Below are 19,583 nucleotides of genomic sequence, written 5' to 3'. Positions count from 1 at the left end.
GGCCGAAATCCCGCGCACAGGCTCCACCGCCGGGCTTAGATCCCGTCCGCCGCAGCGCCAAGCCGCTCGGCATCGGCGGCCACGAACGAGGCGAGCGCGTCGGCAACGGCCGCATAGAACGCGGAGTCCCCTTTCTCGCGCATATCGCACGCGAAAGCCCCGGCCCACGTCCCCAGATGCTCCTCGGCGAACCGGCCGCTCGCCTCGAGCGCCGCCCGGCAGCCCGCCGCGTCTTCCCGCTCGCACGCATCGACGGCCTCGTCGGCGAGCGAGGCGAGGAAGTCCAGCTCCAAGGCGATATGGTCGTCGGGAACGCGCGGGTAGAGCCGCGGGATGAAGCCCTGGGCGCGATAGGCGTTGCGCACGTCGAGCGTCGTCTTGGTCATGATGGTGCGCTGGGAATCGCGGTACACCGACTCCCACGGCGCCGCCGGCAACGCGGCGGGCCCGACGAACAGTCGCACGTACTCCGAAGCGAGCACCTCGGCATCCCCGTCCGCATCCGCGATCAGCGCGCACAGCTCCTCGCCCTTCCCTTCCGCCAAGGGACCGCCCATCACCTCGAAGGCGGCGCGGGCCACCTCGACGTCGATCGCCGCGAGCAGCTCAGGCGCAGGCTCATCGCCCAGCAAGCGCTGGAACATCCGGTAGGCGAAGCGGCGCGCGCTCAGAAACTCCAGGTCGTCATACACATGCATGGGAATCCTCCTCTGGATGGCGGCCCCGGCGCGCGAAGCGCCGGGGCCGGCCGAAGCTAGACGATGAAGGGCTCGAAGTCCTCGGAGCCGGCCGCCGGGTGCGGATTCACCAGCAGCGAGGGTTCCGTCTGCGCCGCATCCGGCAAGATGGGCAGGTCGCGCACCGCCTCCGGATGCCTCTGCGCCAGCTCCTCGACGTCGCCCCATTCGATGGCGCGCATCACGCACGCATCGACGCACACCGGGTTGAGCCCCTGGTCGCGGAACGACTTGCAGCCGTCGCACTTCGCCGAGATCTTCCGATCCTCCAGCACCACCGGATGCTCGTACGGGCACGCCGTCGCGCACGTGCCGCACCCGATGCACACCTCCGGATCGCGGTACACCGTCCCGTCATCCTCAGATTTCTGACACGCCCCCGTGGGACAGGAGGCCACGCACGCAGGGCTCGCGCAGTGGTTGCACGTGGCCGCGAAGTGGTAGAGCGACGAATCGGGATAGACCCCCGTCTCGAACGTGCGCACCGTGCGCAGGGTGAAGCCCGCCGTCAGGTCGTTGCGATCGCAGCAGGCCACCTGGCACGCCTTGCAGCCGATGCACTCCGCCTGATCGAAGAAGAAACCGAATTGAGCCATGATGAGCTACCCCCTATTCGCCTTCGAGCACCGGAACGCGCAAGGGAAGCAGGTAGTCCTCATCCGGCGCCTCGGTCCACTTTTCAAAGTTCACGATGTTGGTGTTGTACCCCGCCGTGCCGCAGCCGGAGGAAACCGGCTCGGTGAGCATGTTGTCGGTGCCTGCGCGGTCGATGCCCGTCTCCTCGTCGATGTCGACCCACGGGCCGTGCGGCAGCGCCACCACGCCGGGCATGATGCGCTGCGAGACGCTCACGGGACGCAGCACCTGGCCCGCCCGGTTCCAGATGCGCACCCAGTCGCCGGTCACGACGCCCTTCTCCTCCGCGTCGGCGGCCGAGATGAACACCGGGTTGGAGAACGCGTGGCGCAGCCAGGGAAGGTTGTCGTACTGCGTGTGGGCGCGGCGCAGGTAGTGCGGGTTGAACACCTGGTAGGGGTATTCGCCCTTCACGCCCGCCTCGAAGTCGTCGAACGTCGCCTCGTAGCCGTTGACCGGCGCCTTGTAGCTGGGGTACGGCTTCCACGTGAAGTCCTTGGTGCGGCCGGCGGCGTTGAGCGCGTCGGCCTTCGTCTGGCAGTAGATCTCGAACTTGCCGCTGGGCGTGGCGCGGGGGTTCGCCTCGGGATCGGCCAGGTAGTCCTGATAGCCCAGGTAGGTGTACACGTCGCCCGGCGTGCGCGGCACCTTGTAGATGCCCTTCTCCAAAATCTCCGCCAACGGCATGAAGCCCTCCTGCGGCTCGCCCTCGGCGTTCAAGCGGGCGATGTCGTCCTCGGTCACGGAGAACAGCGGCACCGTCTCCCCGGTCTCCGGATGCACGAACACGGTGCCCGCCAGGCGGTTGAAGAACTGCTGGTCCTCCGACATCGGGTACATCTCGTCGGGATTCAGGCCCATCTTCTCGGCCAGGCCGCGCCCGATCTCCTGGTTCGTCTTCGACTCGAACAGAGGCTCGCACACTTTCCGTCCCACGATGTACACCTCGCGGTTCAAGAAAGACTGGTTGCCCACCACGCCGGCGCGGATGCCGTTCGTCTCCCACTCGCCCGCCACGGGAAGGACCACGTCGGCGTACTGGGCCTGGGAGGTGAGGGCGCGGGCCGTGGCCACCGCGAAGTTCACCTTGCGCATGGCCTCGATACCGCGAGCCGTGTTCAGGTGCGTGTTGAGGGTGCCTGCGTTGTCGAGCACGATCAGCTGGATGTCGCAGGTCTGCGGGCTCGCGGGCAGCAGCATGCCGAAGGTGATGTTGCCCGTGGAGTTGAACGTGCCGTCGAGCACCGCGTTCCACTGCTCGTCGTCGTTGACCACCGCGTCGACGGGGTTGGGATACGAGACGCCCTTCGCCTTGCTGCTTCCCACCGTGAAGATGGGGATCTCGGGATGGCCGATGGTGTTGTGGTAGGCGCAGTCGGTGGCGTGCCCCGGCTTGCCCACGTGCCCGCCCATGAAGCCGATGGTCATGTACAGGGGCAGCAGGTCGTCGGAGTCGTTGGTGCGGAACGCCGCGTTGCTGCGCAGCGTCGACACCGCGTTGTCGCGGCGCATGAGGTCGGCGTAGAAGCGGATGTCCTCCACCGGCGTGCCCGTGATGGCCGACGCCCATTCGGCATCTTTCACCTGGCCGTCGTACGCGCCCATCAGGTAGTCGCGGAAGTTCTCGTCCACCTTCGCGTCGGCCGGCATGCTGTCGCCGTCGATGCCCACGGTGTACTTGCCGAGGAAGTCCCAGTCGATGACCGAGCCCTTGTCCTGCTCGTCCAGCTTGAACATCTCGTAGGCCACGGCCAGTAAAAACGCCGTGTCGGTGCCGGGGCGCACGCGGATCCACTTCGCGTTGAAGTGCGCGGCGGTGGCGTTGTACTCCGGGCCGACGAACACGAACTGCGTGCCGTTCTGCTTCGCCTCGTGGAAGTAGTAGGTGTAGGAGCCCGGCGAGGCCCAGGCGGGATTGCACCCGTACAGCACGATGTAGTCGGCGTTCACGAAGTCGGTGCGGTCGTTGCCCTGGCCGATGCCGAGGAACGGCAGCCCCATGACCGAGCCGCTGAAGCAGCAGCTGCCGAACGACATGGTGCTTCCCGTGGAGATGCCGCCCACCGAGGCGTTGATGCATCCCGCGAGCGGGCCGAACGAGGAGTTCACGCCGCCGTACAGGACGGAGCGGTCCCCATAGGTCTCAGCCGTGTAGGCCACCTCGTCGGCGATGATCTCGAAGGCCTCGTCCCAGCTGATGCGCACCCACTCGTCCACGCCGCGCAGCTCCTTGGCGCCGCCCGTGTGCGGCTCCCAGTGCTTGCGCTTCATGGGGTACTTCAAGCGGTCCGCGCCGAACGTGTCCTGCCGGTGGGCGTGGCCGCGCGGGCACGCGCGCATCTGGGGGTTAGCCGGCGAGTCCTCGGTGGTGTCGTCGGTCTTCTGCCTGATGACGATGCCGTCCACCACGTACGCCTTGTTCTCGCACATGCCGCCGCAGTTCGCCGCGCAGGTGACCGGGATCCATTCGCCCCCGCTCGCCGGATCGAGCTCGGCGTCGGGCGCCTGGTACGCCCCGTCGGCCGCGGCGTCCGTCTTCTCCAGCTTCGTCTCGGGCTGGCAACCGGCCAGGCCGATGCTCGCCGCAGCAGCCGCGCTGGCGGCGATGAACGCACGACGCGACATCCCCCGCTTCTCACGCACATCCATAGCGTCTCCTCTTCTCCTCCGCTCCGTTTCCCATCGGAGCCTCCCGCATGCCCGCTCAGCATGCCCCGGCAGCGCGCCGGGCGAGGTGAATGATAGGAAACGAGGGGGTGCGCAGAAAAGCAACAGCCGGGGCTTCCCGTTTCGAAATGAGACAATGAAGGACGACTGTCCCGGAATTCGGGCGTCAGGGACGCGGCTTCGCCCGCCTAGTAGAGCACGTCGAAGAGGGGTTGGGGGACGAGCGACTCGATTGCGGCCGCCACGTCTTCGACCTCTTGCTCGCATCCGTCGAGCACCCATCGCTCGACGATCTTGCTCATGCCGGCGCCGGCGAACTGGATCATCGCCCGCGTGCCGTAATCGAGCCGGTCGCCGTGCTCCTCGCTCCAGCACTGCGCCATGTACTCCACGTTGGTCTCGTACATGAAATCCCGCAGCGAGCTTTGGCCGGTGTAGCGCAGCGCGTGGGCGAAGTAGCGCCGATGCTCGGCCAGGTAGCGCAGCATGACGCGCAGCGACGACTCGAAGGAGTAGTATTGGTCCCTGTCTTGGATGCGGATGTTCTTGAATCGCTTGAACGACCAGTTGACGACGTCGTACTTGTCCTCGAAGCAGCGGTAGAAGGTGGACCGGGACACGCCGGCGCGCTCGATGATGTCGCCCACGGTGAGCTTCGCGAAGTCCCGCTCCTCCATCAGCTCGTACAAGGCATGGAAGATGGCGCGCTTGGTCACGAGCACGCGATCGCTGTCCGTGTTCGTGCTGCTGTCCCGACGCTCCCTTGTATCGCCGTCCGCATGTTCGTCCATCGAGCCCCCATCGATCCCCATCGACTTCGATCCTGCCCGCATTATACCCCGACGGCAGCTGTCCGAAATGTCTCGAATGGCGACAGCCCCCTTCAACTCCCCAATTGCGCACGGCTCCCAACTTGGGAACACATTCGGCTGCAATGTCGCCGAGTTTTGCACCCTCGCGTCATCAAAACGGCCCCGGAAATGCAATGTCGTCGAGTTATGCACCTCCTCAGCGCGCTCGAAGAGAGCATGCGGAAATCGCGACCTGCGCTTTTGGCGAGAACGAAGCCGCCCGATGCCCAGGAAAGCCCCATCGAGGCGTGCGCAAGGGTGCATAACTCGACGACATTGCATTTTCGGGCCAAAACCCCACGCACGGGGGGCGATGTCCCAATTGGGGACAGTCCCCATATGGGACATCGGCCCCTTTTAGGACGTTTGCGATGCGCGGGCGGAGCGGATGCGCTCCCAGGCCTTCCATAGGCCGAAGCCGATCAGGCCGCCGGCGACGTTGAGGATGACGTCGTCCACATCCACGACGCGATACAGGTAGCCCGCCACGGCCAGCCCCGCGACCAGCTGCGCAAGCTCGATGGCCACCGAGCTTGCGACAAGCACGAGCGCCGCCGCGCGCAGTCGGCGCAGGCGCTCCAACAGCAGCGGCAGCATGAATCCCAGCGGCACGAACATGAGCACGTTGCCGCCCACGATGACGGACGCGATCGACCACCACCAGCCGGTTTGAGCCGCGTCGGCCACCGTACGCGCGATGCCGGCGAAGGGCACGAGGTTGAACGAGATCCCCCACGTCGGCGCATAACCCATCCCGCGCTCGAACGGCAACGGGAACAGCGCGACCGCCGCCACCGCTCCCACGTAGGCCGTGAGCGCCAGGTACAGGCACGTCCGCTTCGCCCCCGCGCGCCGCACGAGGCACACGATCAAAACCACGATGAGCGCCACGCCCGTCGGCACCACCATGACTCCCCGCTCCAGCATCTCGCCGCCTCCGTCTTTCGCCGCGCTCTACCATCGACCTCCATTATACCGGCGGCAACACCCCCTACATCACCTGGTGCCGGCGGAAGGCGCGGGCGGCGAGCGGCGTGCATGCCAGCAGCACGAGCGCGTAGGCGATGGCGAGCACGCCCACGAGGTCGATGACGAACGGGCCGGCCGTGTAGGACACGAGGGAGTTGTAAAGCACCTGGTCGGACAGCGCGTTGATGGGGAACAGGTACAGCACGTGCAGCAGCGCGCCGCTGCCGCCCGAGGGGATCATGCCCGTGAGGAAGATGAGCGCCGCGCACACGGCGAAGATGGCCAGCTGGGAGCGCAGCTTCGACGACAGCAGCAGCGTGAGCCCCGCCAGTCCGAGCGTCATGAGGTAGCCGAGCCCCACCGCCGTCCACGTGGCCTCGGCCATCGTGAGGTCGTAGGGGATGCCGAGCGAGAGCACCTGCACGGGCAGATCGCCGCCCCCTGCGCCGAAGAACGCGAGCGCCACGCCCATGATGATGGCGGTCGCCAGCGCGAAGTACGCCGTCGTGAACAAAAGCGACGCGATGATCTTCGCCGCCACCAGCTTGGAGCGCCCGTAGCGCGTGGCCAGGAGCACGGCGTCGGTGCGGTCCTGGTACTCGCCGGCGAACACGGGCGTGAGCACCACGCACACGGCCACCATGGCGAACGCGAGGAAGCCGATGCACGCCATCACGTCTGCCCACCCGCCGGCATAGCCGTAGGCGAGCGGCTCGCTTACCCCGGCCTGCTTGTCCGTCCAGTAGGTGCGCTCGGCGCCTGTGTACGTCCACGTGCCGCCCATGCCGTCGTCGAGCTCGCGTTGCAGCTTGTCGGCGACTGCGCCGTAGAAGCCCGCGGTATCCGCATCGCTTAACTGCGCCGCCACCTGGTACTGCTCCATCGAGCCCGTGATCCACGGCGAGAGCAGGTACGAGTAGTACGTGTCGTATATGGCGCGGAACTCATCGGGCTCGTAAGCCTCCTTCATGAGCTGGTACGCCGCCGCGTCGCTCAGGCCCTCCACCTCGGCGGGATCCACCTTCGAGAATGCGAGCGCCTTATACGCGGCCACCTCTTCCTGCACGCGCTCGACGGAGAGCACGCCCGCGTGCGCGTCAGCCCGCGCCTTCTGCTGCGCGATAGCGGCGGTGCCGCTCAGAATCTCATCCGTGTTCGACGACGTCTTGGTCTGCACCACGTTGAGCGTCATGATGCCGCACAGCAACAGCAGGATGCCCACGCTCACCACCTGCGACGTGCGCCGCGCGAGCAGCTTCTTCAGCTCGAATTTCACCAGATCAAACATGGCGGCCTCCTTGGGATGCGGGCACGGCGGGCGCTACGGACTCCACCGCATCGCGGAACACGTACAGGTATACATCCTCCAACGTCGGCTCAAGCGGGTTCGCGCCGGGCACCGGGGGCTCATCGGCCACGACGCGCGCCACCGCGTGCCCGTCGGCGGCGTAGTGGACGTTGCTCACGCAGCTCGTCGCCGCCAGCGCTTCGGCCTGCCGCGCGTCTACGTGGCACTCCCACACCTTCCCCGCCACGGCGCCCACGATATCGGCGGGCGCGCCCTGCATGATGAAGCCGCCCGCGCGCATGACCAGGATCTCGTCGGCGATGTACTCCACGTCCGACACGATGTGCGTGGACAGGATCACTATCTTGTCCTGCGCGAAGCTGGCGATGAGGTTGCGGAAGCGCACGCGCTCCTTCGGGTCGAGGCCGGCCGTGGGCTCGTCGAGCGCCAGGATGGCCGGGTCGTTCAGCACGGCCTGCGCGATGCCGAGGCGCTGCTTCATGCCGCCGGAGAACGTGCGAATCTTCTGCCGCGCCACGTCGGCGAGGCCCACCGTCTCCAACAGCGCGAGCGAGCGGCGGCGCGCCGCATGGCGGTCGAGCCCCTTGAGCGCGGCCAGGTACAACATGAAGTCAAGCGCCGTGAAGTCGGGATAGGAGCCGAAGTCCTGCGGCAGGTACCCCAGCCGCGCGCGGTACCCGTCGCCGAGCGCACGCACGTCGCGGCCGTCGAAGCGGATCTCGCCGGAGGTGGGACGCAGCACGTCGCACACCATGCGCATGAGGGTGGTCTTGCCCGCGCCGTTCGCGCCCAGAAGGCCGTACACGCCGGGCACGAGGCTCGCCGACACGCGGTCGACCGCGATCTTCGACCCGAACTGCTTGCTCAGCCGGTCAATGGTCAGTTCCATAGGGGTTGCTCCTTGCTATCGTAGGGCCGATGAGGAGGGCGAGAAAACGTCCAGGCCGCCGGCGATGCCCGCGAGCCACGCGCGCACCTCGCGGGCCGTCCACAGAAGCGAGGCCGCCGCCACGAGTGCCCAAGCCCAGGTGGAGGCGAGGGCGTAGAGGTCGGGTGCGAGCATGAACGCCCCGTAGGCCGCCGCCATCACGAGCAGCGCCCACACGCAGGCGAGCGGCAGCGCCTGCACCGGCGCGCACCGCCGCACGATGAGAAGCGCGCCCGCGCAGGTGAGGAAGAACGGGACGCACGCGTGCACGAGCGACGCGAAGGGGTCGGCCCCCAACGCGACGGGCGCGGCGAGCGCGATGGCCGTGACCGCCACCACGTCGGCGCAGCCCAGCACGATGAGCCGGGCGAGCGCGACCGCGCGGCAGTCGAAGCGGCAGGCGTACTCGAGCTCGGCCACCCGATGAGCGGCGCTGGACACGAGGTCGGGCAACCCTACGAGCACCGTGGCCGCCGCCAGCACGCCCGATGCGAACGAGAGGCCGTTCGGCGTGAAGCCCTCGAACGCACACGCCGCGATCATCGCCACCACGAGCACGAGCTGGGCCGCCCATACGCGCAGGTGGATGAAGCGTGCCTGCGCGGCGACGAACCCGGCGAACGAAACCGCAGACGAGGTCTCGCAGTCTGCCGTGCCCGCCGCCGCCTCCGCGCGCACGGCCGCAAGGGTGGCCGTCTTGCCGGCCGCGTCCGGCGCGCCGCGCTCGGCGCGGTAGTGCGCGCTCAGCAGCCGCTCGACATCCTTCCGGCTCGTTGCATTCATGCGCCTTCCCTTCCTTCCAATCCGCGGCGCAGCTCGGACAGCGCCCGGTTGAGCCGCCGGTTCACCGCGAAGCGCGACACGCCCAGGACACTCGCGATCTCGCCCACCTTGAAGCCCTGGTCGAAGCGCAGCTCCACCACCTCGCGCAGCTCCTGGTCGAGCGCCTCCACCAGCGCGCCCACCTCGCTGCCCGCGCACGCGTCCGCCGGGTCGGCGCCGGGCGAGCGATCGGGCACGTCCACGTCGAGGGATGCCGCGGGCGGACGCTTCGCGCGCGCCGCGTCGATGCAGAGGTTGCGTGCGATGGTGAACAGGTACGCGAGCGGCTTGCCGTCCGCCGGCGAGCGCCCGCTGCGCACGAAGCGCAGAAACGCCTCCTGCGCCACGTCCGGTGCCTCGTCGTACGACGGCGCGTGCCGCCGGCAGTACGCCAGCACGTCGTCGTAGTGCTCCTCGACTAGCCGTTCGAACGCCTCGCCGTCCCGCTGCCTGTTCAACACGCCCCGCTCCACCTCCTCTACCTGCCTATAACGAATCCTAGACGCGATCCGTGCGGCCGCAGACGAAAAACTTCGCGAATTTCCTTGACTCTCCCGCAGCGTGAGGCCGTAGCATGGGCGGCGCGCTCGAAGACGGGCGCGCGAACCTGCGAGAGAGGACGCCCCTATGGACGTGCAGCCCGTGCGCTCCGACGCCGCCTACCGCGCCATGATCGACGCGCCGGCCGAGAAGCGCGCCGATGCGTACCGCCACCAGCTCATGGCCCCTTTCAAGGAGAAGTGGGACTGCTACCACGTGCCGCTGAAGGCGCCCCAACCCGGCGGCTACGACGTGGTCATGGCCAGCGAGATGCTCGGCATCCTGCCGCCCGCGCGCGTGGACGACAGCTGGGCCGATGCCGTGCGGCTCCTGGGCGACGACGCGTTCTGGGACGCATGCCAGCACGCCGTCGAGCGCTCGCTTGAGCGCTTCGACGCGCGAGGCATCGCCCTTCCCCGCCAGGCGTACCGCTTCACCGTGCTTTTGGCGAATCCAGAGAGCCCCGTCGTGCGGGTGAACGAAGGCTACTGCGGCGACGGCGGCATCCCCGGGAGCATCTTCGCGTGGCTCGTGCCGGGCGAGCGCACCATGCGCCGTCTGCTCGCGGCGCTCGCGCACGAGACGAACCACAACGTGCGCTTCCAGTTCGTAAAGTGGCGAAACGACATCACGCTCGGCGAGATGCTGGTCAGCGAAGGGCTGGCCGAGAACTTCGCCGTGGAGCTGTTCGGCGAGGAGCTGGCGGGTCCATGGGTCACGCGCACCACGCCGGAGGCGCTCGAGCAGGTGAAGCCGCTCGTGCACGCGGGCCTGGGCGCGCAGGGGCTGGCCGAGCTCTCGGCCTACCTCTACGGCGACGAGACGGCCGCGCTCATGGGCTACCCCACCCGAGGCCTGCCCTACTGCGCCGGCTACGCCTGCGGCTACCACCTGGTCAGACGCTTCCTCGACGAAACGGGAACCGACATCGCCGACGCCACCCTCCTGCCGGCGGCCGACATCCTCGACGCCGCGCGCGGCTTCTGGGAGTGAGGCCTACAGGCCCTTCCGCAGGGCGTTCTCCACGGCCTTCTTCAGCACGGTGCTCGAATTCGTCGCGCCCGTCACGGCGTCGACGTCGATTCTCTGCGCGGCCACCATGTCCCCGATGATGGCCTCCGCAGGCGCGCCGCGCTCGTTCTTATGCTCCACAAGCGCGATGTCGGTTATCCTCCCGGCTTGCACCGTCACCTCGACCTTCGCCGAGATGAAACCGACATCGCAGGCGCCCGCAAACGTGCCGTCGGCAACGTCCGTGAGGGCGACCTCGCGCACGACCAGGTCCTTCACGGCCCGCTGGTAATCCGCGACGCTTTTCAGGTACACGACGAGGAACACGAGCCCCACAAGCAGCGCCACGCAAACAACAACCAGCGCAACCTTCCCCTTGTCCATTCCGAGTATCATCGCTTCGCCCCTTCCGCAATTGAGTCGTACAGCAGCTGGAACCCGTAGTCGAGGAAGCGCTGCCTCGGCAGCCCCAGCGCGCTTTCCAGGTAGTCCTCCTTGTTGGACGCAAGCTGTATGAAGCCGGAAAGCATGCCCCAGAAGGCGTAGATGGTGGGCATGACCTGCAAATCGTCGCGCAGCTCGCCTCTCTCGATCCCCTCTGCCAGGAAGCTTTTCAGCTTCTCGTTTATCTCCTCGCCCACGCGATACGCCTCCGCATCCTCCGGCGCGAAGCCCCCGTCCGCGAAATCGACGTTGATCTTGTCGAGCGCCATTTTGAAGTAGAAGGGGAATTCCTCCTGGTAGCGCGCCAATCCCTCACATATCAGGCCGTAGCGCTCCTTCGTACCCTCCCGCTTCGCCAACGCGTCGGAAAGGGAGTCGTCGAGGCGCCTCATGCTTTCCAGCACCAGGACGCTCACGATCTCCTCTTTGTTCTTGAAGTAGACGTAGAGGGTGGCCTTGCTGTATCCGGCGGCGTTCGCGATGTCGTCCATCGTGGTTGCCGCAATGCCCCTCCGCGCGAAAAGCTCCTGCGCCGCCTGGGCGATGTGCTCCCGGTGCGCGCCTCGCGGCTCCTTCTTTCTCCGACCCACGCCATTCCTCCCTCTTTAATTAAACCGTGAGTTCAATTAAATCAGGACGCGAAGCAACTGTCAACCCTCGCAGCGTTCAGGGGCCGTTTGCGCGCGAGGCGCCAGTCGCCGAAATCCGTTGAATGGCGCAGGACGCCTGAAGCAAACCTGGTTCAGGTGCAAAGTCATCGAGTTGTGCACCCTTGCGCTGCCGAAACGGCCCCGAAACTGCAATGTCGTTGAGTTATGCACCTTCTTCTCGTGTCCGAGCGGAATGCCTCGAAGTCGAGACCTGGGGTTTCAGTGCGAGCGAGGCCCTTCCTTGCGTCAATAGGCCGTATCGGGCCCTGCAGAAGGGTGCATAACTCAACGACATTGCATTTTCAGGCCGATTCCCCGCACGCAGGCTCCACGCGCAGACCGCGCGTGAGGAACGGTGGGAAATCGTCGTAGGCCTTCGGCGGCACCGGGCGCGGGTCGGCTGCCTCGTAGTTCGGCGCGGGAGCAGCCGCGACGCCGGCGAACCGCACCGGCACGCCGGGCGAGGTGTAAAAGCTCCGGCCCTTCTGGATATGGAAGTGCAGGTGCGGATGGGAACTGCAGCCGGAGCTTCCACAGATTCCGATTTGCTGCCCGCGTTGCACCCGCTGGCCCGCCGCCACCAGCACGCCGCCCGGCTTCAAATGACACAGGCACGAGAACTCGTCGTTCCTGTGGTCGATGAGAACGTAGTTGCCGCGGATGTCTCCCCCGCCGCAGCGCACCGTGCCATCAAGCGCAATCGGCGCGTCAGGGCACGATCGCCCCGCCTCGACCACCACCCCGTCGGCGGGCGCGAGCACCGGCAAGCCGTAGCAGTAGTACGAAGTTGGATCGGCCGGGTCGGCGTCGGACGGGCAGCTGCGCCCTTCGTCGTCGAGCACCACGAAGTCGTAGGCGTAGCGCTGGGTGAGCACGTCCCACGAATGCGACGTCTTCTCATCCACGCCGCCGTTGAGCACCGTCCACACTCCTTCAAACGGTAATGCGTACTCGACAAGCGAGGCCCCGGTACGCTTGTCCGGCTCCTTGCCGTCATAGCGCACCGCCATGACCATGAGCCCGCCGATTTGCTTAGCCATCTGGCGATACAGCGCGCCTTTGCCCACGACGCCCCTTTCTCGGCCGCCCTACCGCGGACGGTAGACGGCGCAGTTGTTCGGCGTCTCGTACATCTCCACCTGGGACACGGGCAGCCCCTGCTCCACCAGGCAGTCGCAGAAGTAGCGCGCCAGGTTCTCCGCCGTGGTGCGGAAGGGCAGGTTGAACAGGCTGAATCCCTCGGACTCAAGGGCCGCCAGCGTCGCCGGGGCGAGCGAGCCCTCCTCCACGAGGAATGTGTGGTCCAGCGCCTCGGCCAGATCGCGCACCGCGCGCTTGAACACACCGAAGTCGAGCACCATGTCGCGCATCGTGCCCTCGGCCTGCAGGTCGTCCACCGCGAGGTGCACCACCACGCGCCAGCGGTGCCCGTGCAGGTTCTCGCACTTGCCGTAATAGTCGGTCAGGAAATGGGCCGAGTCGAAGCTGGCCTCGGTTTTCAGTCCGTACATGATGCGCTCCTTCGCCATGCCGTGTTGTTCGCCATCATGATAACACGGGAGCTGCTGCCTCTATCCGCTCGCGGCAATCCTCGCCGCCGCTAGGCCATGGTACCCAGGGGGCATTACTGCGACAACGCAAAGCACCACCGGGTATTTTAGGACGTAGCATGTGTATTACATGCATATATCAACTTTGCTCGAAAAGCGCGCTATACTGCTACCAGCACATCGGAGACGCTGAAGGCTTGCACAGCATCGAAGGCGGCGTCCCGCATTTCCCTTACGTTTCGGCATACCTTCCCCTCGCCGCCCGTCCATCCATCAGGCAGGAAAGGGAAGAAAATGACCGAAGAAAGCAATCTCGAAAGATCCGGCAACTTGGTCGATCCTGCGTTCTATGCGCAGATCGGCGAGATCATGGCGAGCGCCCGCAAACACGCGTACTCAGCGGCGAACTTCGCCATGGTGCAGGCGTACTGGCACATCGGCGAAAGCATCGTGGCCAAGCAGAAGGGGCTCACGCGCGCCGAGTACGGCGCGAAGCTCATCCAGCAGCTGTCGAAGCGCATGACCACCGACTTCGGCAAGGGGTTCACAACCACGAATCTCAAGAACATGCGCCGGTTCTACCTAGCATTCCCAATTGGTCAGACACTGTCTGACCAATTGAGTTGGAGCCACTACTGCGAGCTCATGCGCGTTTCCAAAGAGGACGCCCGCCAGTTCTACCTGGACGAATGCATCAAGGAGAGTTGGAGCGTACGCGAGCTCAAACGTCAGATAAGCTCCTTCGCCTACGAGCGACTCCTCGGCAAGCCGACCCTCGTCGCGCCGCCCGAGGGCGAACGCCAGATATTCGTGTCGAAGTGCCTGCCCAACCTCCCCTCGGAGGAGGAGTTGCGCGTGGAGATCAAGCGCCAGTATGACGCCCTCGAAGGAACGATCGACCCGGACGAGACCGCCTAACCCGCCGCAGCGTCGCCCGCCGTCGAGGTCGAGGACGTTTCGGGCTCGGCGACAGGCGCGACCGCGGAGAGGCGGTTGTACCGGGCAACGTCGGTGCGACGATCCATCATGACGGAGTACACGACCAGCGCCGCCGCCAAGCCGAAACATCCGAACATCGTTACTGCCGAGAAGGCGAACTGGCTGAAAAGCCCGGAGATCAAGCTCGGGACGATCAAGCCTGCCGCCACGAGCAGGACGGCACCGACGACGACGCCTCCTTTCGCGTTGCGCGCCTCGGCTTTCTGGTCGGCAGTGTAGAAGTCATCGACATGAGGATGCTCCTGCCGAAACGCCCGATGTGCCGCGCGCGCCGGCTCCACGAAGAAGAGCGCCACTGCAACCCCGATCGCGAAGCAGATGATGAACGGCAGCGGCGAGGCACCCGGCCCGGTGTACGTGAAGTTGACGCCCACGCCGAAACCTGTGAAAACCGCGGCAACGCCGGCCGCGTAGTCCCATGCGCGGCGACGCATGTGGTCGTCGTAGCCGCATGCGTCGACCTCCGCCAGCCCTTCGGAGACAGCCGGCTCTTCGAGGGTCGCCAACTCCGTGGAATCCGGGGCGGCAAGATCGCCCCGCACGAGGTCGTCGAGCGAGCAGTCGAACAGGTCGCAGATCTTGATGAGCTTGTCCATCTCAGGGTAGCTCTTCTCGGCCTCCCACTTCGCCACCGACTGGCGGCTCACGCCAAGCTGTTGCGCCAGGTCGGCCTGGCTCATGTCCTGCGTGTCGCGCAGATGCTGGAGGTTGTCTCGGAAGCTCATGGGCGTCTCCTCTCGCTTGCGAAGCACCGCTTTCTCGCCTCGCATCATGCACCGAAACCGAGGTTACCTCAACCAACTTCCGGATGCTTTTCGCGCACGTCCGACAACTGGCGGTTGTCATCGCAGGTCGAACGCCTATTTCCCCTTGCGAGCCTTCACTGCGCCGGCGGCCTTCTTGGTCGCGGCGACGGCCCCCTTTCCCGCCGCCTTCACGATGGGGGCCGTTTTCTTCGCGACGAACACGGCGCCCTTGGCGACGCCCTTCACTACCGGCACGGCCTTCTTCGCCACAGTGGCCGTGCCCCGGGCTACGGCCTTCGCCTTCGGAGCAGCAGCCTGCACCGCGTGCGCCACCTTGGGAACCGCTGCCTTCGCCGCGCCGACTGCCTTCGGAGCCGCCTCGCGCACCTGGTCGACGGCCTCTTTCGCGACGCCCTTCGCCGCGCCCTTGGCCCACGGCTCGGCCTCCTGCCGCTTCGCCTCAAGTGTGCTCGAGCTGGAGACGGGCTCGATTTCGATGTACTGCTTTTCCATGGCGCCCTCGCTCTCGATCAACAGACGAGCTCCTCCCGCCCATTATACGGACCTGCGCGGCCTTTGGCGATCTTTAGCATTCGGGCGCATCCACCGGCAACTTGTGACGGTTTTGCGCAGGATTTTGTTGCATTTCCAACAATTATTTGGAGCGGCCAAACATTGCGATCCCCCTGGAGAAGCGCGACCTGGGCAAATGCAACCGTCATTGTCACCCGCTGCAGAAAAGCCCGCGCAGAACCGTCGCAACTTGCATCTTCCAGAGGATTCGGTGGCGCTGCGGGTCGCGACCTCTTATTCGAAGTCGAACATCGCCGTGGTCAGGTAGCGCTCGCCGGTGTCGGGGAGGATGGTCACGATGGTCTTGCCCGCATTCTCCGGACGCTCGGCCAGCTGGCGGGCGGCGGCCACGGCGGCTCCCGACGAGATGCCCACGAGCAGGCCCTCCTTCGTCGCCAGCTCGCGACCGGCTGCGAACGCGTCCTCGTCGGCCACGGCGATCACCTCGTCGTACACCTCGGCATCCAGCGTCTCGGGCACGAAGCCCGCGCCGATGCCCTGGATCTTGTGCGCGCCCGCACGTCCCTCGGAGAGCACCGGCGACGTCTCCGGCTCCACGGCCACCACGCGCACCTGCGGGTTCATGCGCTTGAGGTAGCGCCCCGTGCCGCTCAGCGTGCCGCCCGTGCCCACGCCGGCCACGAACACGTCCACCTCGCCGCCGGCGGCCTCCCAGATCTCGGGGCCCGTGGTGGCCTCGTGCACGGCCGGGTTCGCCGGGTTCGTGAACTGTCCGACGATGAACGAGCCCGGAATCTCGGCCGCCAGCTCTTCCGCGCGCGCGATGGCGCCCGCCATGCCCTTCGCGCCGTCGGTCAGCACGAGCTCGGCCCCGTAGGCGCGCATGAGGTTGCGCCGCTCCACCGACATCGTCTCGGGCATGGCGATGATCAGCCGCATTCCGCGCGCGGCCGCGATGGCCGCGAGGCCGATTCCGGTGTTGCCGGACGTGGGCTCGATGAGCACGGCGCCCTCGTCAATGACGCCGCGGGCCAGCGCGTCGTCGATCATCGCCTTCGCGATGCGGTCCTTCACCGATCCGGCCGGGTTGAACGACTCCACCTTGCCCACGATGCGGGCCTTGAGGCCGTGGTTCTTCTCGTAGTTCGCCAGCTCGACGAGCGGGGTGTTGCCGATCAGCTCGGACACGCTTGCGTGGATGGTCATGGTTCGCCTGCTTTCTCGTCCGCGGCCGCGCACGGGCCGCCTCCCCTGCCGGGGCTCCTGTGTGTTGCGCTAAATCATACTGTTTCGCTATGGTTTGGTCAAGCGTCGGCCGCCCGAGGGAGCGCCCTACGCCCTACGCCGCGATCTCGAAGCCTTCGGCGTCGAGCTCCGGCGCGCCCTCGGCCCGGCGGCGTTCCACCAGGCGGCGCGCGGCGGGGATGGACGCCAGCAGCGCCGCGCCCATGACCACGCTCGCCACGATCACCATGATCCACACCGGCGCGAACGACAGGTACGCGTCGAACATCACGCCCGACGCCACCGCGCCCACGGCCGCGCCCAGCAGCTCGAACGCCGTCACGATGCCCGTCACGGTGCCGAGGTCCTTCTTGCCGTACTCCTTCACCACCATGATGGGCGGCGCCACCGTGCCCATGCACGTGGCGAAGCCGAAGAATAGGCAGGCCAGGATGGGGCCCCAGTCCGTCGCGGGGAACAGCAGCATGACGCCAGCCAGCACCGACGTGATCGTGCCCAGGATGGTGCCCGTCCGCATGCCCCAGCGGTCGTAGATGGCCCCGAGCGCCACCTTCGCCACGATGACCACGGCCAGGTAGAACGACCACACCGAGCCCGCCCACAGCGTGGAATGCCCGCCGGTCACCACCTCGGTGCCGCCCACGGTGACGCTCGTCATGTTGGCGATGGAGTTCGTGATGATGCAGCCGTTCGTGATGCCCATGGCGACGAAGCCCACCACCAAAAGCCAGAACGACATGCTCTTGCGCAGCGCCTTCCATCCCACCGCCACCGTGACCGGCTTGTCGGGCGAGCGGTCGTCCTTCGCCTGCTCGACCTGGCCCGCGCCGTAGGGCTCGAGGCCCTTCTCGCTCGGGCGCGTGCGGAACGCCACCACCGCGAGCGGCAGCGCGGCCACCAGGCACACCACGGCCAGCAGCAGGAACGCCGAGCGCCAGCCGGACGCCTCGATCATGGCGCTCGTGGCCGGCGAGAGGATCACGCCGCCGATGCCCGAGCCCGAAAGCGCGATGGACACTGCCAGCCCGCGCTTCAGCGTGAACCAGTTCGCGATGATCACCGACACCAGAAGGCGCGTGCCGGCGACCACCACCATGCCCGCCACCACGCACAGCGCGTACAGCTGCCACACGGCCGTGATCTGCGACAACCCCACCAGCACCACCGAGCTCGTGAGCACCGTCACCGCGCCCAGCACGCGCGCGGAGCACTTGTCCGTGAGCCGCCCGATCACGAGCGACGCGAACACCGCCACCACCGTGGTGATGGACACGCCCGTGTTGAACTGCCCCACGGTGAGGCCCAGGTCCTCCACGATGTGCGTCTGGAACAGCGGGATGCAGTTCACGAACACCGTGTAGCACGTGGCCATGATCAGCAGGCCGCCGATCACGATCCACCACCCGTAGAAGAACCTCCCCCGCCGCGCCGGCGCCTTCCCCTCAGCCATGCTGCCTCACTTCCCCAACCGGTCGAGATGACGGATGAATCCCACGTAGAACCCCACGCCGCGCTTGAACGCCTCCACGTCCAGCCGCTCGTCGCGCCCGTGGATGCGCGAGCGCGCGTCGCCCGCGAACAGGAAGCCGGCGAAGCGGTACGTGCGCGGGCACACGCGATGGAAGTGCCGCGCGTCGCTGCAGCTCGTCTGCACGTAGGGCGCGATGCCGGCCTCGGGATACGCGCTCGCGATGACGCGGCGCAGGTAGTCGAACGCCGGGTCGCCGTCGAACGGCGCGATGGGCGACGGCTCGCTCACCTCGAACAGCTCGAAGGAGGTGGCGTCGTCGAAGCGCTCCTTGATGCGCGCGAAGGCCGCGCCCACGTCCTCGCCCGGGTCGACACGCACGTTCACCGTGGCCTTGGCCTGGCGCGGGATGACGTTGTGCGCGGGGCTGCCTTCAAGCTGCGTGAGCGCGTAGGTGGTGCGCACCATGGCGGCCGTCTCCGAGCCGCCCTGCATGATGCGCGCGACGAGCGGCCGGAAGAGCCACAGGTTGCCGAACACGAGGCGCAGCCCGAAGCCGCCGCGCGCCGCCAGCTCGCGCAGCATGGCCGCAACCGGCGCGGAGAGCTTCGAGGCCGGCGGGTTCTTCTGCAGCGCGTCGAGGCCGGACACGAGCTTGGCCGTGGCGTCCTGAAGCGAGGGCGTCGCCGCGTGGCCGCCCTCGGCGCTCGTGGCGATGCGCGCGTTGAAGATGCCCTTCTCTGCCACGCCCACCACCGCGAACTGGCCCTTCACGCCGAGCGGCGGGTTGTCGATGACCGCCCCGCCCTCGTCGAGCACCATGTACGGCACGCGGCCGCGCTCCACGAGGCGCTCCACCATATGAGGCGTCGTGTCGCCGCCGTCCTCCTCGGTGTTCGACGAGAACAGGTACACGTCGCGCGGCGGCACGAAGCCCTCGGCCAGCAGCCGCTCGGCCGCCTCGAGGAGCCCCGCCCAGATGCACTTGGTGTCCACCGCGCCGCGCGCGTGCACGTAGCCGTCGGCGATGTCGGCGGCGAAGGGGTCGTGCTCCCATTCCTCGGCGTTCGCGCCCACCACGTCGTGGTGCGCCATGAGCACCACCGGCGCGAGCTCGCGGTCGGCGCCCTTCCACAGAAGCGAGATGCCGTAGCCGTCCACCAGCTCGAGTTCCAGCTCGGCGAACACCCGCGGGTACAGGCGGCGCAGCAGAGGCACGAACTCGTCGAAGGCCGAGCGGTCGGCATCGGGGTTGCGCAGGTCCCACACCGTGGGCACGCGCAGCATCGCGCGGAAGCGCTCGACCGCCGCGTCGTCGCCCATCTCGTCGGAGGGCGGCAGCGGGTCGGACACGGGCGTCGGCTTGAGCCGGACGGCGTTCGCCACGAGCACGGCGGCGAGCGCGGCCACGACGGCGAGGACGATTGCGAGCGCGAGCATGGAAAGCTCCTTTCACGGCGGAAAACCCCGATGCATG

20 protein-coding genes are annotated in these 19,583 nt (G+C 67.1%); 2 read left to right on the top strand and 18 right to left on the bottom strand.

The genetic code is table 11. The features are described 5' to 3' along the window. Positions 1 to 35: 35 nt before the first annotated feature. The 9 genes from FX134_RS13005 to FX134_RS12965 all read right to left on the bottom strand — a co-directional run bounded on the left by FX134_RS13005 (position 36) and on the right by FX134_RS12965 (position 9,380). Complete coding sequence (locus FX134_RS13005) at positions 36 to 698, bottom strand: TorD/DmsD family molecular chaperone (protein WP_080802780.1); 663 nt, start codon at positions 696 to 698, stop codon at positions 36 to 38. A gap of 56 nt (positions 699 to 754) precedes the next feature. Then, entirely contained in the window at positions 755 to 1,333 is a 579-nt protein-coding gene (locus FX134_RS13000) for a 4Fe-4S dicluster domain-containing protein (protein WP_080802778.1), read from the bottom strand. Positions 1,334 to 1,346: 13 nt separating this feature from the next. Continuing rightward, entirely contained in the window at positions 1,347 to 4,022 is a 2,676-nt protein-coding gene (locus FX134_RS12995) for a molybdopterin-dependent oxidoreductase (RefSeq protein WP_087881581.1), read from the bottom strand. Between the two features lie 206 nt (positions 4,023 to 4,228). Continuing rightward, positions 4,229 to 4,831: a TetR/AcrR family transcriptional regulator C-terminal domain-containing protein gene (locus FX134_RS14640; RefSeq protein WP_087881580.1), complete on the bottom strand. Its 603-nt coding sequence runs from the start codon at positions 4,829 to 4,831 to the stop codon at positions 4,229 to 4,231. A gap of 417 nt (positions 4,832 to 5,248) precedes the next feature. Then, a complete protein-coding gene (locus FX134_RS12985) occupies positions 5,249 to 5,818 on the bottom strand; it encodes a VanZ family protein (protein WP_080802770.1) in 570 nt (189 codons plus the stop codon). A gap of 64 nt (positions 5,819 to 5,882) precedes the next feature. Continuing rightward, the gene (locus tag FX134_RS12980) at positions 5,883 to 7,148 is read right to left on the bottom strand and encodes an ABC transporter permease subunit (RefSeq protein ID WP_080802768.1); all 1,266 of its coding nucleotides are present in this window, start codon (positions 7,146 to 7,148) and stop codon (positions 5,883 to 5,885) included. Continuing rightward, on the bottom strand, positions 7,141 to 8,058 hold the full coding sequence (locus FX134_RS12975) for an ABC transporter ATP-binding protein (protein WP_080802765.1): 918 nt from the start codon (positions 8,056 to 8,058) through the stop codon (positions 7,141 to 7,143). The genes FX134_RS12980 and FX134_RS12975 overlap by 8 nt, the downstream gene beginning before the upstream one ends. Before the next feature lie 15 nt (positions 8,059 to 8,073). Beyond that, positions 8,074 to 8,880 (bottom strand): hypothetical protein, encoded by an 807-nt coding sequence (locus tag FX134_RS12970; protein WP_080802764.1) that lies wholly within the window; start codon positions 8,878 to 8,880, stop codon positions 8,074 to 8,076. Then, complete coding sequence (locus FX134_RS12965) at positions 8,877 to 9,380, bottom strand: RNA polymerase sigma factor (RefSeq protein WP_080804075.1); 504 nt, start codon at positions 9,378 to 9,380, stop codon at positions 8,877 to 8,879. The genes FX134_RS12970 and FX134_RS12965 overlap by 4 nt, the downstream gene beginning before the upstream one ends. Before the next feature lie 166 nt (positions 9,381 to 9,546). Between FX134_RS12965 and FX134_RS12960 the strand changes: the two genes are divergently transcribed. Next, complete coding sequence (locus FX134_RS12960; RefSeq protein ID WP_080802762.1) at positions 9,547 to 10,452, top strand: DUF2268 domain-containing protein; 906 nt, start codon at positions 9,547 to 9,549, stop codon at positions 10,450 to 10,452. 3 nt (positions 10,453 to 10,455) lie between these two features. On the opposite strand, the gene FX134_RS12955 is transcribed toward FX134_RS12960, so the two are convergent. The 4 genes from FX134_RS12955 to FX134_RS12940 all read right to left on the bottom strand — a co-directional run bounded on the left by FX134_RS12955 (position 10,456) and on the right by FX134_RS12940 (position 13,075). Next, positions 10,456 to 10,866 (bottom strand): FMN-binding protein, encoded by a 411-nt coding sequence (locus FX134_RS12955; RefSeq protein WP_080802759.1) that lies wholly within the window; start codon positions 10,864 to 10,866, stop codon positions 10,456 to 10,458. Beyond that, on the bottom strand, positions 10,863 to 11,504 hold the full coding sequence (locus FX134_RS12950; RefSeq protein WP_080802758.1) for a TetR/AcrR family transcriptional regulator: 642 nt from the start codon (positions 11,502 to 11,504) through the stop codon (positions 10,863 to 10,865). Before FX134_RS12950 ends, FX134_RS12955 begins: the two co-directional genes overlap by 4 nt. A gap of 362 nt (positions 11,505 to 11,866) precedes the next feature. Next, positions 11,867 to 12,604 carry a M23 family metallopeptidase gene (locus FX134_RS12945; protein ID WP_143412203.1) on the bottom strand — a complete coding sequence of 246 codons (738 nt, stop codon included), beginning with the start codon at positions 12,602 to 12,604 and terminating at the stop codon, positions 11,867 to 11,869. A gap of 48 nt (positions 12,605 to 12,652) precedes the next feature. After that, positions 12,653 to 13,075, bottom strand: coding sequence for a 6-pyruvoyl trahydropterin synthase family protein (locus FX134_RS12940; RefSeq protein WP_080804073.1), 423 nt, complete (start codon positions 13,073 to 13,075; stop codon positions 12,653 to 12,655). A 333-nt stretch (positions 13,076 to 13,408) separates the two neighbouring features. Between FX134_RS12940 and FX134_RS12935 the strand changes: the two genes are divergently transcribed. After that, positions 13,409 to 14,032, top strand: coding sequence for a DUF1016 N-terminal domain-containing protein (locus FX134_RS12935; protein WP_080802753.1), 624 nt, complete (start codon positions 13,409 to 13,411; stop codon positions 14,030 to 14,032). Here the strand turns inward: FX134_RS12935 and FX134_RS12930 are convergent. The 5 genes from FX134_RS12930 to FX134_RS12910 all read right to left on the bottom strand — a co-directional run bounded on the left by FX134_RS12930 (position 14,029) and on the right by FX134_RS12910 (position 19,546). Beyond that, positions 14,029 to 14,838: a helix-turn-helix transcriptional regulator gene (locus FX134_RS12930; protein WP_080802751.1), complete on the bottom strand. Its 810-nt coding sequence runs from the start codon at positions 14,836 to 14,838 to the stop codon at positions 14,029 to 14,031. The genes FX134_RS12935 and FX134_RS12930 overlap by 4 nt on opposite strands. Positions 14,839 to 14,973: 135 nt before the next feature. Next, positions 14,974 to 15,393, bottom strand: a complete 420-nt coding sequence (locus FX134_RS12925) for a hypothetical protein (RefSeq protein WP_080802748.1) — start codon at positions 15,391 to 15,393, stop codon at positions 14,974 to 14,976. Positions 15,394 to 15,666: 273 nt separating this feature from the next. Further along, entirely contained in the window at positions 15,667 to 16,599 is a 933-nt protein-coding gene (gene cysK / locus FX134_RS12920) for a cysteine synthase A (RefSeq protein WP_080802744.1), read from the bottom strand. A 133-nt stretch (positions 16,600 to 16,732) separates the two neighbouring features. Next, positions 16,733 to 18,088, bottom strand: a complete 1,356-nt coding sequence (locus FX134_RS12915) for an MFS transporter (protein ID WP_080802739.1) — start codon at positions 18,086 to 18,088, stop codon at positions 16,733 to 16,735. Positions 18,089 to 18,094: 6 nt separating this feature from the next. Beyond that, positions 18,095 to 19,546 carry a M20/M25/M40 family metallo-hydrolase gene (locus FX134_RS12910; protein WP_080802735.1) on the bottom strand — a complete coding sequence of 484 codons (1,452 nt, stop codon included), beginning with the start codon at positions 19,544 to 19,546 and terminating at the stop codon, positions 18,095 to 18,097. Positions 19,547 to 19,583 lie beyond the last annotated feature (37 nt).

It is taken from the genome of Arabiibacter massiliensis (assembly GCF_902386925.1).
Lineage (GTDB): Bacteria > Actinomycetota > Coriobacteriia > Coriobacteriales > Eggerthellaceae > Arabiibacter > Arabiibacter massiliensis.
Note: the sequence above shows the minus strand (reverse complement) of the source record. Positions and strands in the feature narration are given on the sequence as shown.

Excerpts from the sequence above, each read along its gene's own strand:
- FX134_RS13005 (WP_080802780.1), bottom strand. The coding sequence starts at position 698 with ATGCATGTGTATGACGACCTGGAGTTTCTGAGCGCGCGCCGCTTCGCC.
- FX134_RS13000 (WP_080802778.1), bottom strand. The coding sequence starts at position 1,333 with ATGGCTCAATTCGGTTTCTTCTTCGATCAGGCGGAGTGCATCGGCTGC.
- FX134_RS12995 (WP_087881581.1), bottom strand. The coding sequence starts at position 4,022 with ATGGATGTGCGTGAGAAGCGGGGGATGTCGCGTCGTGCGTTCATCGCC.
- FX134_RS14640 (WP_087881580.1), bottom strand. The coding sequence starts at position 4,831 with ATGGACGAACATGCGGACGGCGATACAAGGGAGCGTCGGGACAGCAGC.
- FX134_RS12985 (WP_080802770.1), bottom strand. The coding sequence starts at position 5,818 with ATGCTGGAGCGGGGAGTCATGGTGGTGCCGACGGGCGTGGCGCTCATC.
- FX134_RS12980 (WP_080802768.1), bottom strand. The coding sequence starts at position 7,148 with ATGTTTGATCTGGTGAAATTCGAGCTGAAGAAGCTGCTCGCGCGGCGC.
- FX134_RS12975 (WP_080802765.1), bottom strand. The coding sequence starts at position 8,058 with ATGGAACTGACCATTGACCGGCTGAGCAAGCAGTTCGGGTCGAAGATC.
- FX134_RS12970 (WP_080802764.1), bottom strand. The coding sequence starts at position 8,880 with ATGAATGCAACGAGCCGGAAGGATGTCGAGCGGCTGCTGAGCGCGCAC.
- FX134_RS12960 (WP_080802762.1), top strand. The coding sequence starts at position 9,547 with ATGGACGTGCAGCCCGTGCGCTCCGACGCCGCCTACCGCGCCATGATC.
- FX134_RS12955 (WP_080802759.1), bottom strand. The coding sequence starts at position 10,866 with ATGATACTCGGAATGGACAAGGGGAAGGTTGCGCTGGTTGTTGTTTGC.
- FX134_RS12945 (WP_143412203.1), bottom strand. The coding sequence starts at position 12,604 with ATGGCTAAGCAAATCGGCGGGCTCATGGTCATGGCGGTGCGCTATGAC.
- FX134_RS12940 (WP_080804073.1), bottom strand. The coding sequence starts at position 13,075 with ATGTACGGACTGAAAACCGAGGCCAGCTTCGACTCGGCCCATTTCCTG.
- FX134_RS12935 (WP_080802753.1), top strand. The coding sequence starts at position 13,409 with ATGACCGAAGAAAGCAATCTCGAAAGATCCGGCAACTTGGTCGATCCT.
- FX134_RS12930 (WP_080802751.1), bottom strand. The coding sequence starts at position 14,838 with ATGAGCTTCCGAGACAACCTCCAGCATCTGCGCGACACGCAGGACATG.
- cysK (WP_080802744.1), bottom strand. The coding sequence starts at position 16,599 with ATGACCATCCACGCAAGCGTGTCCGAGCTGATCGGCAACACCCCGCTC.
- FX134_RS12915 (WP_080802739.1), bottom strand. The coding sequence starts at position 18,088 with ATGGCTGAGGGGAAGGCGCCGGCGCGGCGGGGGAGGTTCTTCTACGGG.
- FX134_RS12910 (WP_080802735.1), bottom strand. The coding sequence starts at position 19,546 with ATGCTCGCGCTCGCAATCGTCCTCGCCGTCGTGGCCGCGCTCGCCGCC.